A 14,472-nucleotide genomic window follows, 5' to 3' on the forward strand; every position below is an offset into this window, starting at 1 on the left:
CCTCCCCGCCGACCACCCCGGCTGCCGCCTGGGGCAGCTGGCTGTGGGCGGCCATCCCGCTCCTCAGCTGCGGGTACGGCACACCATGGGCGTTCATATACGCGGCGGTCAAACGGCGCTCGTTCAACCTCTGGCTGTCGGCGCTCATCTATGTGGCCCTGTGCGGGGTCTTCTTGGTGATGCCGTTCACCGATGACGACGGGCTCAACCAGCTGGACATCATCCCCATGCTCGCGCTGGTCTCCCTGTGGCTGGGCGGGACCTGCCACGCCGTGCTGGTGAGGGAACACGTCTTCACGGCCACGTCCTCTGCGGACATGTCGCGGCGGGCCAGGGCGGCGCGTGGCGCCATCCTCGTGCTTTTCGCCCTGGTGGCGACGGCCGGATACGTCTGGCTGGAGCCACCAGCCTGAGCCGGACGGGACTCGGCCTACGCTCTTCCAGCTAGCGATCTTTGGTCTCGCGTTTCTGGACGTTTGTGTCAAGTTTCACGACGCCCGAGGGAGTCGGGCTTGGGTGGCGTAGTCGTCGACGTGTCGGGTGATGGTCTTGAGCGCGGCTCGCAGTTCGGGCGGCGCTTGGGCTTGATCGGCAGCGGTCAGCGGGATGAGTAAACGGTTGTAGATCTTGGTGTAGAAGACGGCGATGCGGATGCCCTCCTCGGTCAGGACATATAGCGGTTGGAGCGGGGCAGGCGGCGGATCAGTCCGTTGAGGTGCAGGTGTCGTAGGTCGTAGGTCATCTGGCCCGTGCTGTAGGCGGTGGTGCCGAGCAGTCCGGTCATCAAGACACGAAGGTTCTTGTTGGTGAAGCCGGTTGCGGCGAGCAGTGTGTGGCATAGGGCGCCGGCCAGGGCCATGACCCGAGGATCGCCGAAGCGTAGCGCCGGGGTCCTGCGCCCCACCGCATCGGTGGTGGGGTTCGCGATCCGCTCAAAGGCTGGACTCGCAAGGACGCAACCCTGGCCGGCACGTTCGATCTCCAGTATGCGCCGGTTGGCGGCGCGGGCCTTGGCCTGACTTCCAAGTTGTGCAGGCGTGCCTGGCAGCCCAGATTACGAGGGGCGTTGACGACGGTCTCGATGCGCATTGCCCGGCCGTCCTTGAGGTACTGCTTGATCCGCGAGTGCTTGTAGAAGACGTTGACGAGGACGCCACCGTTATCACGGCGATCGATGGCGGTGCGGAAGGTCCCCGCCGTGTCACGGCGCACCCGGCGGCCGAAGATGATTTCGACGTTGTGCGGGCGGCCGATGTCGAGATTGTCGGCGATCAGCGCTTCGAAGAAGCCGCGGGCGTGCCGGGGAGCGTCGAAGACCAGAGTGCGGGAGATCTCGATCTGCCGCATGGAGGTCTCCCACCAATAGCCCGCGTCATGGTCTTTGTCGGTGAAGGGCAGCGGCAGCCGGTGCAGCCAGCGCTGGACGAACACGTTGATCGTCCCAGAGGTGAGCCAGTCACAGATCTCCTGCAGCGCGGCCGGATCGTCGCAGGTGGCGAACCCGTTGGACAGCTCGGTGAAGCCGAGATCGGCCTTGACCGCTTGGCGTTTGGCCCACTCGTGGCCGTTGATCCAGATCTTGCCCGGGTAGGGGAAGTAGGCACAGATCTTGATGAAGGCCGGGCCGAAGTCGGCATCCCAGAGATAGAAGTAGTAGCAGGTCACCCTCCGGTCGGCCTTGACGAACGACCAGCGCGGGGTGCCGGTGGAGGTCTTGCCCTCGTGTGCGGTCCAGACCCGTTGGAATTCCTGCGCTACCCCGATCGCGGCCACGCCGGAGCGGCCGGTGGCGGCCTGGCGGGCTAGATACGGTTGCATCGTCTCCAGCTTGGCCTGGTCCTTGCCGAACTTGATCCACGGGATGTGGTTGGTCTCGGCGAAGGACACGACCGCACGCCGGAATCGATCGCCCAGTTGCTTGAACAGCACCGGCGAAGGGAACGGGAAGCCCAGATGCCCGGAAAGGAGCGCCACCACTTGCGAGCTGGTCTGCAGGATCGGCACGTAGGCGTTGAGATAGATGCGGTCCAGGCACTCGATGTCCAACTGCACGTGCCCGTCCAGGACGTCGTTCACCGCCACGACTCGCGCCATGGCGACCACCCACCGCAACCGTTTCCTGGTCGCGAGCATGCGCCCACCCGCACGACCGTGTCCACACCAACCACACATCTCGGCGGTCCGAGGCGAAGCCTCACTACTACTACTACAGCGGGGTTTTGTGATGTTTCAGCCGTTGTCTTCGGCAATGGCTGGCCCGGGCCCGGGTCTGATGCACGCGGCGGTACTGGGACCAGGCCAGCACATGGGCGAGGGGGCGGGCGATGGTGCTGGTCAGGTGTGCCAGGATACGGCGGATCTCTGCTGGTGTGAGGCGGACCAGCCCCGCTCGGGCTCTTGGGGCGTGCGCGGCGGTGACGAGCGAACCCGATCATCGGTCCAGGACCTGGGCAGATACAGCTCGGCGTCGATCAGCGCCCGCCCCAGCGGGGAGGCGTAGGCCAGGAAGACGTCCACCTGACAGTTCTCCACCCGGCCCGCGGTGCCGGAGTACCTTGGCGAGCGCTCACGCGAAAGGCAGAAGTCCGCTCCCTGAATGACATGAATCGACCGGTCAAATAGTTGATCGACCGATGTCCAGTACGAAGAATGGGGGCACATCCGTCGCTGTCATGGCGGTCTTGTGTGTGAGGAGCTCGTATGGCACATCCGCCCAGGAACCGACAGCGGGCAGACGTTGTAGTTGTCCGTGGCCATGTAAAAGTCCCCACAGGTGGCCAGTTCGAGGTCGCCACTGATGGCCGGTTTGGGTCCCCACTTCTGCTTCGCGCTGTTCGCGTGTCGTGAGGAGGGGTGTGCCCTGAGCGGTGATCGTGACGGTGTCAGCCAGTCACGAGATCACCGCTCAGGGGGTCTGCCCGGCCATGAAGTCTTCGGGGGAAGTCATGGACATCATCGCCGCCTACCGCGAGGTAGGCACCTATCGCGGGGCCGCCGAGATGTGCGGCACCACGCACAAGACCGTCAGACGCATCATCGAGCGGGCGCTGGCCGGGGACAAGCCGCCGGGCCGCAGACGGCGCGAGCACAACTTCGATGCGGTCGCCGAGCTGGTGGCCGAGAAGGTCAGGAGTACGGCTGGGAAGATCTCGGCCAAACGGCTGCTGCCGCTGGCCCAGGCCGCTGGGTATGCCGGGTCGGCGCGTAACTTCCGGCGGCTGGTCGCCGAGGCGAAGAAGAGGTGGCGGCGTGGTCATCACCGGGGGCGGCGGCCGGCGGTCTGGACGCCGGGCGAGATGCTGGTCATCGACTGGGGCGATGCGGGCGGCGGGCTGCACGTGTTCTGCGCGGTGCTGGCCTGGTCGAGAGTGCGGTTCGTCCGCTTCGCCGACAACGAGCGGGCCGCCACCACGCTGGCGTTGCTGGCCGAATGCTTCGAGGAACTCGGCGGGGTGCCCAAGGCGGTGCTGGCCGATCGGATGGGCTGTCTGAAGGGCGGCGTGGTCGCCAACAAGGTCATCCCCACCAGCGACTACGTGCGCGTCGCCACCCACTACGGCTTCCGGCCCGACTGGTGCGAGGCCGCCGACCCGGAATCGAAGGGCATCGTGGAGAACCTAGTCGGCTATGCCAAAGGTGATCTAGTCGTGCCGCAGGCCCCGTTCGACGACCTGATCGCCGCCAACGTGGCCGCCCGCCAGTGGTGCGCCGAGGTCAACACGGTGACGCATTCGGAGATCTGCGCCATCCCGGCCGAGCGGCTGGCCAACGAGCGTGAGCTGCTGACCGCGCTGCCGTCGCTGCGGCCGGTGATCGGCAAGGCGCCGGTCACCCGCAAGGTCGACCGGCTCTCCTGCGTGCGGTTCGGCTCGGCCCGCTACTCGGTGCCCACGCGGCTGATCGGCACCCGAGTAGCAGTCAGCGAGGAGCAGGGCAGGCTGCTGATTTGTGACCTGGCCACCGGCGAGATGGTCGCTGACCACCTCGCGGTCGCGCCCGGCGAGGCGTCGGTGGCCGATGAGCACTACGGCGGCCCCCGGCCCGCACCCCGCCGCGCCGCCCGGCCCAGGACCGCGGCGGAGAAGACGTTCCTAGCGCTCGGCCCGGCGGCCGAATCGTTCCTGACCGGCTCGGGCGCCTCGGGCAACACCCGGCTGGCCGGCGACCTGACCGAGTTGGCCGCGCTGCAAGCCGCGCACGGCGAGCAGGCGCTGATCGCAGCGCTGGAGCGGGCGGTGAGCTTCCGCCGCTGGCGGGCCGAGGACGTGCGCTCCATCCTGGCCGCCGGCGCCGGAACGCCGCAGCCGGCACCCGCCGGTGAAGCCCTGGTCCTGGAACTGCCGCCGGTCCCGACCCGGTCGCTGACCGAGTACACCCTGGACAAGATCGGACAGGTGTCATGACCGCGCCCGCACCCGCCCCGCTGGCCGCCGACCTCGACGGCGGCCTACGCCGCCTGAATAGTCAACTACGAAGAGGTGGGGACTTCTACATGGCCACCAGCGGCGACACGCACTTGGCCGTTGACATGGAGTCCGCTGCTCAGTCGCGGCATTGGCGAGCGTCGACCCAGGCTTATCCATCGCGCGCACCAGGACGTCCACCCCAGCCATTGCAGGGGTGACCCCAAGACCACGCAGTGGTATCGACGCACCACTGGAAGTCCGGCGCTCGTAAGGGGAGGGGTAGCGGGGTCGCCCCAGTCGGGGCATGGTTGCTCGTTGGCAGGAAGATAGCGGCGGTTGGGGCCTATCGCGGCCAAGCGTCGACGTGGCCTGCCCCGCGTCCGAGATTGGGCGGCCCTGTCCCGGGTCAGGCCGAAGTGCGCGGCGACCATCTAGGGGATCAGAGACAAGCCCACTTACAACTCGTATCTCTCGTCCACAGGCGTCAGCCTCAGCAGCCGGTCCAACGGAAGCGGGGGTGGCGGCGGAAGTGTTGGTCGGGGCTCGCCTGGAAACTCGTTCTCCTCGTCAACCACGCTCCAGCCGGGTCGCTGGCCCAAAAGCTGTTCGTGAGAGGAAGCAGCGAAGGCGGTCCCGGGAGCCCCGACCGTGCAGCCCGCGCCCACTGATCAGGTCACGATTGGGAGCGCTCCAGGCGCAGACCCGCCGGCGATTCTCCCCGCGGGGGCGGGAGGAACCGTGGCGGGAGCGCCGCGACCGGCGACGTCCTGGTGGTACTAGCCGGGAGCGTGACCGGCCACCCCTGAACGGCCTGCCTCCGCACTGTGCGGGGTGCGCAGACCCCGAACTGTCCAGGCACAGCGCGGGAGGCAGGCGGCCGTGCGGCTCGCGCCGCCGCAGGCAGCTTGCCCCCGCCCTGAACATGGGGCTCGTGCGGTAGCCCCGTTCTCCCTCGCCGGAGGGCGGGGGCAAGCCCTCTACTGCTCGTCGCGCCCGTCGAGCGTCGGCACTTCGCTGTAGTCGACGCCGTCGAGGGGGATGGCGATCTTCGCCCACCACTCGTGTTGGTTGTTGGCGACGACGGGGCGCGGGCGAGGAGGAACGCCATGCGGGTGCGGGCGAGGAGCACCATAGGCGGCATGGTGAGCCCACGAGGCCCCTCGACGGCGGATGGCTCCATGGGGGCCGAGCGTACGCCGGTGCGGCGTGCCTCGTCCATGTGTTCGAGTCCGACATGTGTCGATCGGGGCAATAATGACGCGTGTCGGGTCCGCGTCGCGCGATCTTCGCTAAATGATCTCTCTGTAGCGCACGCTGGCGGGCGAACTCGGGACGGCGAATGGTAGGAGATCCAGGAGCGGTGCGGGGGCTCCTGGACCATCTCAGCGTCTTCCGTTGCTCAGGTGTTGATGTGGAGGACCCAGATCGACACGTGATCCACGTCCTCCGGGCCGTGCGTGCAGAGCGCGCGGAAGGTAGGGGTGATCAGCTCGTACGCGCCGGGGATCTTGGCGTACGGTACGGCTTCGGGGGGTGCGGGGTCGTCGCCGAAGTCCAGCAGCGTGTCGACGATCGACGCGCGCAGGGTCATCGGCGCCAAGCGCAGAGCGATCTTGACGTCGGGGGCGAGGTGGACGGGGATCTTCACTTGGAGGCGTCACCTAGCCCGAGGTCGGCGTACGCTTCGGCGCGCGAGTTGTAGACCGTCATTTCGAGGTTGCCGCGGCCGGCCGCCGCCATCAGCTCACGCACGCTCGCGGCTTCGCGCTCGCGCTTGAGGCGCAGGTACTCCTTGAAGTCCTCCTCGGAGATGAGAACGGCGTGCTCCTCGGCGGAGCGCTTGATTCGGGTGGGGCGGTGGGCGTGGACGGCGCGGGAAACGAGCGGGCCGAGCTTGTCGCTCGCCGCGGCGATCCCGAGGGTCTCCAAATGCGACTGGTCCATCGTCATGAGTCCAGGATATGGGAAGTTCCCGATTTAGGGATGTGCCCCCGATGGAAATGGTGGCTGGCTACCCGTAGTCCTTGTCGAACCGGAAGATGGGGATCAGGACGGCGGCAACGCACAAGGCTGCCAAGCACGTGGCGACGCCGTAGAAGGTCCAAAAGTTGGACAAGCGGTATCCGATCGCGGCGAATGCGAGCGCTTCGCCCGCGATGAAGACCCCAGCGATCCACTTCGCCAGATAGTTCCAGTTGTCCATCGAGTCCTTCGCACGATCCATCCTTACGTGATGGATCTTCGAGGCGTAGGCCTTCGGGTCTCTCTCGTACTCCCTCTTGGCCACTGGGTCGATCTGGATCAGGCCGGGGTACATGATTGGCGGCGGGTCGCTCATCTCTGCGTACAGCGCACGGTATGCCGCTTGTTTCCCCTGCAAGATCAGTCCGATCTCGATGATGAGGGCGATGAGGACGGCAGGGAGGACCTGCGCGGCCGTGGCGTAGAACGCTTCGGTTCCCATGCAGATACTTCGCGAAGGCACGTACTGACGTTTCTCAGTGCTCGATTTTTATTACCGGGAATGTCGATTCCCGCCTATAAAACCGCTATGATCTTCGTAAGCGGCAAGCCCGGGAGCGGTCCTGGACTCCCCGCGACACAAGCCCCAGGAACCAGTAAGGACCCCATTCACGCAAGTTCAGGACATCCGGCTCGTGCCGTTCGAGGCCGATCGCGCGACCCTCGTCGCCTACCTCGACACCCACCCCCGGTGGACCCGCCTCTCCAGAGGTACCGCCGGATGGTTCTACGGCTGGGACCGCAAGAACACCCTCGCCGACCGCATCCAGATCCCGCCCGCCGACAGCGAGCCCCGCTACGCCGAAGAGGACCGCGAGATGTGCGCCCAGGCCGCGATCGAGATCAACGCCCTCGTCCTCGGCCTGCCGACCGGCACGCCCGGTGAGGCCGTGCGCCGCCTGCTCGAGATCATCAACGTCATGCGCCCCGGCGCGGAGCGCCTGCCGACCCTCACCGACATCTACGCCGTGGCGACCGGGCAGAAGGTCGCTCCCGTCGCTGTCGTGATCACCAAGCCGGGGTACGACACCGTCCGCCTCGGCCCAATCCCCGCCGACTACGCCCCCACGTGGATCGCCACCCTGGACAAGGCCGCCGGGCACATCACCCTCCCCGAGGGTTCCAAGTGGGGGATCGCAGCCTACGACCCTAAGATGCCCCACGAGCCGCCGACCGCCGCCACCACGCTGCCCGCGCTGATCCCGATCGTGCGTCAGCGCCTCAACGAAAACGAGCGTGTTGGCGAACTCATGGAAGCGCAGCGCTTCCCCGACGAGTACGTCCGCATGTGGGCCCTGATCGGCGAGAAGGAGGCGTACCGGCGGTGGCGCGACGCCGTCATGGAGGTCGACGCCGAGAACATCGCCGCCCGCGCCGCCGGAGGGAACGAGACTCGATGACCACCCCCACGGCCGAGGCCGCCGACCTGGCCATCGCGTCCGGCCTGCCCGACGACCACCCGATCACGGCCCTGCCCGGCCTGACCTTCCACGTCACCAACCCCCTGAAGGACGCGGCCCCGCCGATCCTCACGGTCGGCGACCTGAAGGACTGGACCGACGCCGCGCTCGTCCAACTCCCCGGCTTCCGGAAGACCCGCCTGGAGAAGGTCAAGACCGCGCTGATCGCCGCGAGCAGCATCCCGTGACGACCTCCACCAGGAGGAAGCCGACCCCGGCGCAGGTGAACATCCTGCGCTGGGTCGCGCTGTTCCGCCTCCACGTCTACAAGGACCCTGGCGACTACCTGGCCCGGCCAGGGCATTCGCGCCCGCACCATGCGGATCATCCGCGACGCTGGCTGGGTCGCCCTCGGCCCGCACAAGCTGCTACGAGGCCGGCGCCTCACCATCACGGGCGACGGGCTTGCCGCGCTGCGGCCGCACGTCACCGCCGAGGCGTACGACGTCATCGCCGGATACGCCGCCCAGCTCGCAGCGGGCTCCACCACCTGCCGGTGCCTGAAGCCTGCTGCCTACTGGCGTACCTTCCCGCCGTACAGCGACGCCGTCCCGTTCTGCACGGCCTGCAAGGACCTCGACCAGGACACCGATATGGCCCGCCGGCACGGCGCGACCTACACCCCCATGTAGAAGACGCCGTGATCGACCTGCCGCACTACACCGACGACCCGCCCGTGGACCTCAAGGCCCACCGGTTGCTGCTCGACCTCGACCCGGTCGCGTCCGCCCAGGCCGGGCGAGACCTCCAGTCCGGCACCTGCTCCTGCAGCACCATGACGGCCACCCCGCCGTGGGACGACTCTGCGGTGTTCGAGCAGTTCGACGCCCACATGGCCGACGTCCAAGTGGACGCGCACGAGGCCGTGGCCGAGGCGCTGGAGCAGGCGCGACAGCAGGCGCGGCAAGCCGTGGTCACCGAATGGAACGCCCGCGTCCCGGTCGGCACGCCCGTCCGCTACTGGACCGGCGCCCGCCAAGGCGAAGGTAAGCCGAGCCGGACCCGCACCGCGGCGATCGTTCTCAGTGGGCACACGCCCGTCGTGTGGGTGGAGGGCGAAGGAAGCTTTATCGCCCTCACCCACGTCCAGCCCACCGACACCGAAGGCCCGCAGTGAGTGACAACCTGCCCGAGGTGGTGACCACAGTGGGCGCGGAGACGCTGCCCGCCGTGGCGGCGGCCCACGACCGGCAGAAGAACCCGTACTGGGCCTACCTCGACAGCCTCGACGGTCGCGAATCCCGCCGCACCATGAAGGGCTGCCTCGACCGGATCGCCCGCCTCATGACCGACCAAGAGCCCGCCGGCACCGACCCCGCCACGGGCAAGAAGGACCCGGCCACGCTCGCCATCACGGGCGAGACGATCAGATGGCACCTGCTGCGGGCCGAGCACACCCAGCGCATCCGCGCCCTGATCGGCCAGGCGACCAGCCGCAAGAAGGACGGCACCCGAGAGCCCTGGTCGATCGCTTACCGGAACAAGCACGTCGTGGCGCTGCGCCAGGTCCTCGACCGGGCGTGGCTGCTCGACCTGATGGACGCTGACGAACGCGACCGCGCCCAGCGCGTCAACCAGTTCGAGGGCATCACCCTCCCCGCCGGCTGTCACCTGCCGATCGAGCGCGTCGGCGCGATGATGGCCGCCTGCGACGACGACCTCGACCGAGATGACGTCGAGGAGCCGGTCAAACGGGAGGAACTGCGGCGGGTGGCGCTTCGGGACGCGGCGATGCTGGCCGCCCTGTACTCGACCGGCGTGCGCCGGTTCGAGCTCGCCGGGGCGGCGCTGGCCGACTACGACCCGGTGGCCCGCTCGCTGCGCATCCGGGGCAAGCGGAGTAAGGAGCGCATGGTGTACCTGACGGCCAGCGCGGTCGGCCGGATCGAGGCGTGGCTGACCGTGCGCCGCCGCAACCCGGGCGGCCTGTTTCCGCCGTTCACCCCGCGCGGCAGGCACATCCGCCGCGACGAGCATGGCCGGGTCGCGTTCATGGACGCGCGGACGGTCAGCAACGTGCTCGGCGAGCGCGCCGCCCAGGCCGGGCTGGACGAGACCCCGCGCGCGCACGACTTCCGGCGCACGTTCATCGGCGAACTGCTCGACGCCGGGGTGGACCTGGCCACCGCGCAGGCCCTCGTCGGGCACTCCTCACCGGCCACCACGGCGAAGTACGACCGGCGGCCGGAGCGGACCCGCCGCGCGGCCGTGGACAACCTCGCCACCCCTGACCCGGTTCCGCTACCGGGTGCGGTTCGTAGGTGACACCGGGCGGAAGACGGCACGGCGTGAGTTGACTTCTGATCGCTCCCATCCTGTCCTGCGGACAGGATGAGGACGATCAGAAGTCGGGGCCGAGGGTAAGGGCGAGCCCGGCTCGTCAATGAGTTTGCGTAGCGCGCCCAGGATGAGCAACTCGATAGCCCCAACGAAGATCAGGCTGGTGCCGACGTTGATGAGTAGATCACTCCACCAGCCGCTCACTAAGGCGGACACGGTCAGCGCGCTGATACCTGCGAGTACGAACGATGCGATAGCGATCGCGAGCAGGACCGGCCGCCGTGCGACCGTCAGTAGGGCGCTGGCTATTGCTACTACTTCTATTCCCATGCGCAGAGAGTGAACCCCTGCCGTCTCAATGGCAATCCTGCCAGGCCGCGAATCGGAGGCGGACACTAAGCCGTCTCGGTGGCCAGGATGCCCGACCATGAACACCAACGAGACGAACACCCACCAGTGGCAAGCGGCTACCACCTTCAAAGTCCGGGTAGCGGCCGAGCAGATCCAGGACATGATCGTGGCGGGCGCGCTCGGCGAGACTCCCGTCGTGCAGACGGGCCCCATCTGGAGCGACGACGTCATCGCCGTGAACTGCAGGCGGTGCATGCGCCTATTCGCTGACGCGGCCGACGAACCCTGTATCCCCGTCCCGATGCCGTGACCTGCGGATAAGACACTAACGACGTAATGGTCTAGCTTCCTCTCGCCTTGCCCCCGAGAGGAAGCACGACCACATGACCCAACCCCCTGCCGCCGCCGCGGTGCTCCCGCCGTACAGCGCCCTTGAACCGACCTGCGCGAAGTGCGGGTGGATCGGCGCCACTCTCCAGTACCGGCCGGCGCGCGGCCCGCTCGTCCTGCCGTGGAACCACAATCGCGTTGTGGATGTGGCTAGGCCGGAACGGCTCGCCCGGCATTGCACGTCGTGCGGCTACCACTGGGACGAAGCCCTGTTGGACGCGCCGCCCACCGTCCCGGCCGCCGACGCCCACGAGGGCCAGGCCGACGAGGAGGGGCGTTCGTGATGGCCGTCCCTGACGCCCCGACTGATGCGCTCGATGCGGCGCGGGCCTGGCTGGAGACCGTGGCCGAGCACCACGCGACTGGAGGAGGCGCCGAGCCCGCCCCGCCCCAGGTTCGCGAGGTCTGGGTGAGCATCGACCCGCCCCCGGAGGACAACGTGCTCGTCCCGTCGACCACGCCGCCGACCGAGCTGCACCCGCATCGAGTGCGGCCGCGCTTCATCTGGGAGGCGACCCTGTGGGACGGCCGGACGGTGGAGGGTGGCGCGCGAGGTGACCGACGAGCAGATGGGACGCGCCTGATGCCGTACGTGAAGCACGGGGACCGGTTCTGCATCTGGTTCACCAACGACCCGGGCGATCAGGTGCCGGTGACGCCGGACTGGTGGGGGCCTCCGGAGGAGACCGGTTGGCCGCACGTCGGCGAGTGCCGGAACTGTGGGGAACGCGGCCACGCGTGGGAGCCGCCGCCGGTGGCGCCGGAGGTGCGCGACAACGCCTCCGAGTTCGCACGGTGGATGCGCGAGGCGATCAGCCACCAGGCCGACCGTGGCGGGCCAGCGTTCGTCGGGCACCGCACCGAGGCGGACGTCGCCCTCATGGCGTGGCATGGACCCAAGGAGATCATCGTCCACAAGTCCGGGCCCGGCCCGCGCGACCATCCGCCGGAGCGGATGCTGGTCTGCGGCGAATGCTCCTCCAGCACCGCGTACCCGTGCCGGACGCTGCGGATGGCCGCCGCGCCGTCGCCGTCTCGGCACCGTGCCAGTGACGTGTGCTCCGTTGAGCCGCTGCCCCTGGCTCTCCCTGGCTTCACCGGCCGTGTCGTGCGGATCGGTGCCCGCCCACATCGAGGAGCCGCTCTTGGCATGAGTAGAGCCCCGCCGCAGCGGGGCCCCCTTCCAACCGTATAACGCACTTGACCTGCCGTTTCGCCTCTGCTGTCGGATGCCCAGGCGATCGGCGTAGTTTCGTGTTTCTTCTTCCACTTCGGCATCCCGGCCTGAAGGCCGGGGCCTCCTCCGGTTATCCGTTGAACGCGGGCACGTCGAGCTTGTCGATGGAGGCGGCGATGTCGATGAGCTCTTTGCGGCTCCAGTCGGAGTTTCCGGCGAAGGTGCGTCGGCTGCGCGCCGGCCGCTGCCCCAACCCAGTCACGGCCATCATCGACTTCCAGTCGGTGCGGGCCGCGGCCACAGTAACCGGGCGATCGCGCTCCTACGACGCGGGCAAGAAAGTACAGGGGAGGGAGCGTCACCTAGTCGTTGATACCAAGGGCCTGATGCTGGGCGTGATGGTCACCCCGGCCGGGCAGCCCGACCGTGACGCCGCCCGCGAACTGCTCGCCCGGCTGCGGATGCTGCACCCGCAGCTCACCCTCATCTGGGGCGACAGCGCCTACGCCGGAAACGCTGGTGGAATGGGCTCGGCGGTTCCTGCACCTCACCCTCAAGATCGTGACGGAACGGCCGGGTCAGACCGGCTGGATCGTCGAGCGCTCGATCGGGTGGATGATGAACACCCGCCGCAATGCGATCGACCACGAACGACTGCCCCAGCATGCAGAACCCCGCCTGACCTGGGCCACGATCACCTTGGTGACACGCTGCCTGAGCAGGAACGTCGCCGCGCCGACGTGGACATGACGAGCGTCGGTTTCGGCGCAAGCTGCTTGAGCGAAGACCAGACTCAAGCGAGCTTCGGTGAGTATTCGTCCGGCTGATTCTTCGGCATAGGAGTGACCGCTGTCGCCTATTCGTCCAGCACCGGGGGCGGTGGTGAGAACTTTCTGGATAGATTCCTGCCATCGTGTCGATATGGCGGACTTACCCGACAAAGCAAGAGATCGATCTAGACCCTTGATTCTGGCAGCTCGTATTGTCGCCGCATGACGACTGTACTCTGCGTACCCCAATGGCAAGGATCGGCGTCGAGCAAGGCGCCGCAGCTGATGGCCGGCGCTCGCCGCGCCGCCGAACTCATCCCGGCCGACACGGTGGTGACCGTGCCGGTGCTTGAAACGGGCGGGGACAAAGCCGCCGGGGTCCGCGTACGACGTGCTCGTGGAGAACCAGCGGCTGACGCAGAAGGCACTGGTCGGCATCGACGATCGGGTGATCACTATCGGCGGCGATTGCGCGGTCGACATCCCGCCGATCGCCGCTGCCTACACCCGCTATGGGGACGCCTTGACGGTGCTGTGGATCGATGCCCACCCGGACACCTACAGCCCGCAGACGCTGCCATCAGGCGCCTTCCACGGGATGGTGGTGCGCGCCCTACTCGGAGACGGGCCGACCGGCCTCACCCTGGAGCATCCGCTGGCACCACATCAGGTGATCATCACTGGAGAGCGAGCGGGTGACGCGTCCGAGCACGAGTACCTCGCGAAGACCGGCCTGCGCAGGTACGGCGTCGACGACCTGGAGCGCGCACTCGACGGTCTGCGCGGCCCCGTGTACGTCCACATCGACCTCGATGTCCTGGAGCCCACCATCTTTGGCGCAACCTGCTATCCCGAGCCAAACGGCGTGCAGCCGCAGCGACTGATCGACCTCATCTCCCACGTGGACGACATCATCGGGGCAGCCATCACCGAACACGCGCCATCCAGCGACGACGTCAACCCCGGCGAGGCCGAGGTGATCCGCCTGCTGGGCGCCGCACTGACGCGCTGACGGTCGACCTATCCTCGGTGCCTCCATCGGCCTTATCGCGATGGAGGTGACGCCTTTGGGCTTGCTCCGAGCGTGATCCAAAATCCTTACGGGGATCAAAGACACCTTCTCATACGTTGCGGTCACATCCGCTCGTCATGTGGGCGGTTACGAGGACGCGGGTCTTGGGGCTGGGGTGTGGGGCGTTCGGCAGGCGGATGGGATGCCTGCGCCGGGCAGTCACCATCACCTCCCGAGCCCGGCCGCAGCAGCCGAACCGGCTCACTGCGCGGAATGGGCGGCGAGAACGGCGCGGGCAGCCTCCTCACCTGCGAGGACAGCGTCTTCGACATGACCGGCATGGTCGGTGGCGGCTTCGGTCGACGCCCAGTGCAATTGACCGGCCAGCGCGGGCCGCTGGTAGAGCGGATGCCCGAACAGGCCGTGGTCCGTCAGGTGCTGCGCCCGGGCGGCGAGGTCCACCGTTCGGCGCTCCAGTCCTGCACGTGCAAGGCTTCGGGCTGGGCCGCCTCCTGGCCGAACAGTCGCGCGAGCTGGGTGGTCACGACCGTCGTGAAGCCGAGGCCGACGGCGGTGGCGGGGGCTGTCTCTTATACCCCTCTGA

At 67.9% G+C, this 14,472-nt stretch carries 17 protein-coding genes and 2 pseudogenes; 13 read left to right on the plus strand and 6 right to left on the minus strand.

Features of this window, described 5'->3' with window-relative positions:
• Nucleotides 1-413 (plus strand): annotated as a pseudogene (locus ETD85_RS63905) (hypothetical protein); the annotation flags it as partial.
• A 251-nt stretch (nt 414-664) separates the two neighbouring features.
• Here the strand turns inward: ETD85_RS63905 and ETD85_RS67115 are convergent.
• The 3 genes and pseudogenes from ETD85_RS67115 to ETD85_RS67120 all read right to left on the minus strand — a co-directional run.
• Nucleotides 665-787: a hypothetical protein gene (locus tag ETD85_RS67115; RefSeq protein ID WP_276617405.1), complete on the minus strand. Its 123-nt coding sequence runs from the start codon at nt 785-787 to the stop codon at nt 665-667.
• On the minus strand, nt 784-2,133 hold the full coding sequence (locus tag ETD85_RS51045) for a hypothetical protein (RefSeq protein WP_206059398.1): 1,350 nt from the start codon (nt 2,131-2,133) through the stop codon (nt 784-786). The genes ETD85_RS67115 and ETD85_RS51045 overlap by 4 nt, the downstream gene beginning before the upstream one ends.
• 267 nt (nt 2,134-2,400) lie before the next feature.
• Nucleotides 2,401-2,556: pseudogene (locus ETD85_RS67120) on the minus strand (transposase); the annotation flags it as partial.
• Between the two features lie 368 nt (nt 2,557-2,924).
• On the opposite strand from ETD85_RS67120, the gene istA reads away from it, so the two are divergent.
• Nucleotides 2,925-4,403, plus strand: a complete 1,479-nt coding sequence (gene istA, locus ETD85_RS51055; protein WP_138697096.1) for an IS21 family transposase — start codon at nt 2,925-2,927, stop codon at nt 4,401-4,403.
• 1,402 nt (nt 4,404-5,805) lie between these two features.
• On the opposite strand, the gene ETD85_RS51060 is transcribed toward istA, so the two are convergent.
• From ETD85_RS51060 to ETD85_RS51070, 3 genes are all read right to left on the minus strand, one after another.
• The gene (locus ETD85_RS51060; protein WP_138697097.1) at nt 5,806-6,054 is read right to left on the minus strand and encodes a hypothetical protein; all 249 of its coding nucleotides are present in this window, start codon (nt 6,052-6,054) and stop codon (nt 5,806-5,808) included.
• Nucleotides 6,051-6,356 carry a prevent-host-death family protein gene (locus ETD85_RS51065; RefSeq protein WP_240779973.1) on the minus strand — a complete coding sequence of 102 codons (306 nt, stop codon included), beginning with the start codon at nt 6,354-6,356 and terminating at the stop codon, nt 6,051-6,053. Before ETD85_RS51065 ends, ETD85_RS51060 begins: the two co-directional genes overlap by 4 nt.
• A 61-nt stretch (nt 6,357-6,417) precedes the next feature.
• The gene (locus ETD85_RS51070; protein WP_138697098.1) at nt 6,418-6,870 is read right to left on the minus strand and encodes a hypothetical protein; all 453 of its coding nucleotides are present in this window, start codon (nt 6,868-6,870) and stop codon (nt 6,418-6,420) included.
• A gap of 193 nt (nt 6,871-7,063) precedes the next feature.
• Between ETD85_RS51070 and ETD85_RS51075 the strand changes: the two genes are divergently transcribed.
• The 11 genes from ETD85_RS51075 to ETD85_RS65170 all read left to right on the plus strand — a co-directional run.
• Complete coding sequence (locus tag ETD85_RS51075) at nt 7,064-7,828, plus strand: hypothetical protein (protein ID WP_138697099.1); 765 nt, start codon at nt 7,064-7,066, stop codon at nt 7,826-7,828.
• Nucleotides 7,825-8,076, plus strand: coding sequence for a hypothetical protein (locus ETD85_RS51080; RefSeq protein ID WP_138697100.1), 252 nt, complete (start codon nt 7,825-7,827; stop codon nt 8,074-8,076). The genes ETD85_RS51075 and ETD85_RS51080 overlap by 4 nt, the downstream gene beginning before the upstream one ends.
• Nucleotides 8,077-8,205: 129 nt before the next feature.
• Nucleotides 8,206-8,520: a hypothetical protein gene (locus ETD85_RS51085; RefSeq protein ID WP_138697101.1), complete on the plus strand. Its 315-nt coding sequence runs from the start codon at nt 8,206-8,208 to the stop codon at nt 8,518-8,520.
• Nucleotides 8,521-8,528: 8 nt separating this feature from the next.
• The gene (locus tag ETD85_RS65165; RefSeq protein WP_206059399.1) at nt 8,529-9,005 is read left to right on the plus strand and encodes a hypothetical protein; all 477 of its coding nucleotides are present in this window, start codon (nt 8,529-8,531) and stop codon (nt 9,003-9,005) included.
• On the plus strand, nt 9,002-10,153 hold the full coding sequence (locus tag ETD85_RS51095) for a tyrosine-type recombinase/integrase (RefSeq protein WP_240779974.1): 1,152 nt from the start codon (nt 9,002-9,004) through the stop codon (nt 10,151-10,153). The genes ETD85_RS65165 and ETD85_RS51095 overlap by 4 nt, the downstream gene beginning before the upstream one ends.
• 442 nt (nt 10,154-10,595) lie before the next feature.
• Nucleotides 10,596-10,829: a hypothetical protein gene (locus tag ETD85_RS51100; RefSeq protein ID WP_138697102.1), complete on the plus strand. Its 234-nt coding sequence runs from the start codon at nt 10,596-10,598 to the stop codon at nt 10,827-10,829.
• 73 nt (nt 10,830-10,902) lie between these two features.
• Complete coding sequence (locus ETD85_RS51105) at nt 10,903-11,193, plus strand: hypothetical protein (RefSeq protein ID WP_138697103.1); 291 nt, start codon at nt 10,903-10,905, stop codon at nt 11,191-11,193.
• Nucleotides 11,190-12,104 (plus strand): hypothetical protein, encoded by a 915-nt coding sequence (locus ETD85_RS51110; protein ID WP_138697104.1) that lies wholly within the window; start codon nt 11,190-11,192, stop codon nt 12,102-12,104. Before ETD85_RS51105 ends, ETD85_RS51110 begins: the two co-directional genes overlap by 4 nt.
• Nucleotides 12,105-12,163: 59 nt before the next feature.
• A complete protein-coding gene (locus tag ETD85_RS51115) occupies nt 12,164-12,913 on the plus strand; it encodes a transposase (RefSeq protein WP_138697105.1) in 750 nt (249 codons plus the stop codon).
• A 340-nt stretch (nt 12,914-13,253) separates the two neighbouring features.
• A complete protein-coding gene (locus tag ETD85_RS51120; RefSeq protein ID WP_206059400.1) occupies nt 13,254-13,868 on the plus strand; it encodes an arginase family protein in 615 nt (204 codons plus the stop codon).
• 273 nt (nt 13,869-14,141) lie between these two features.
• A partial coding sequence (locus tag ETD85_RS65170) for a hypothetical protein (RefSeq protein WP_206059401.1) occupies nt 14,142-14,472 on the plus strand: 331 nt, incomplete at its 3' end.

The organism is Nonomuraea zeae (assembly GCF_005889725.1).
In the GTDB taxonomy this organism is placed as follows: Bacteria; Actinomycetota; Actinomycetes; order Streptosporangiales; family Streptosporangiaceae; genus Nonomuraea; species Nonomuraea zeae.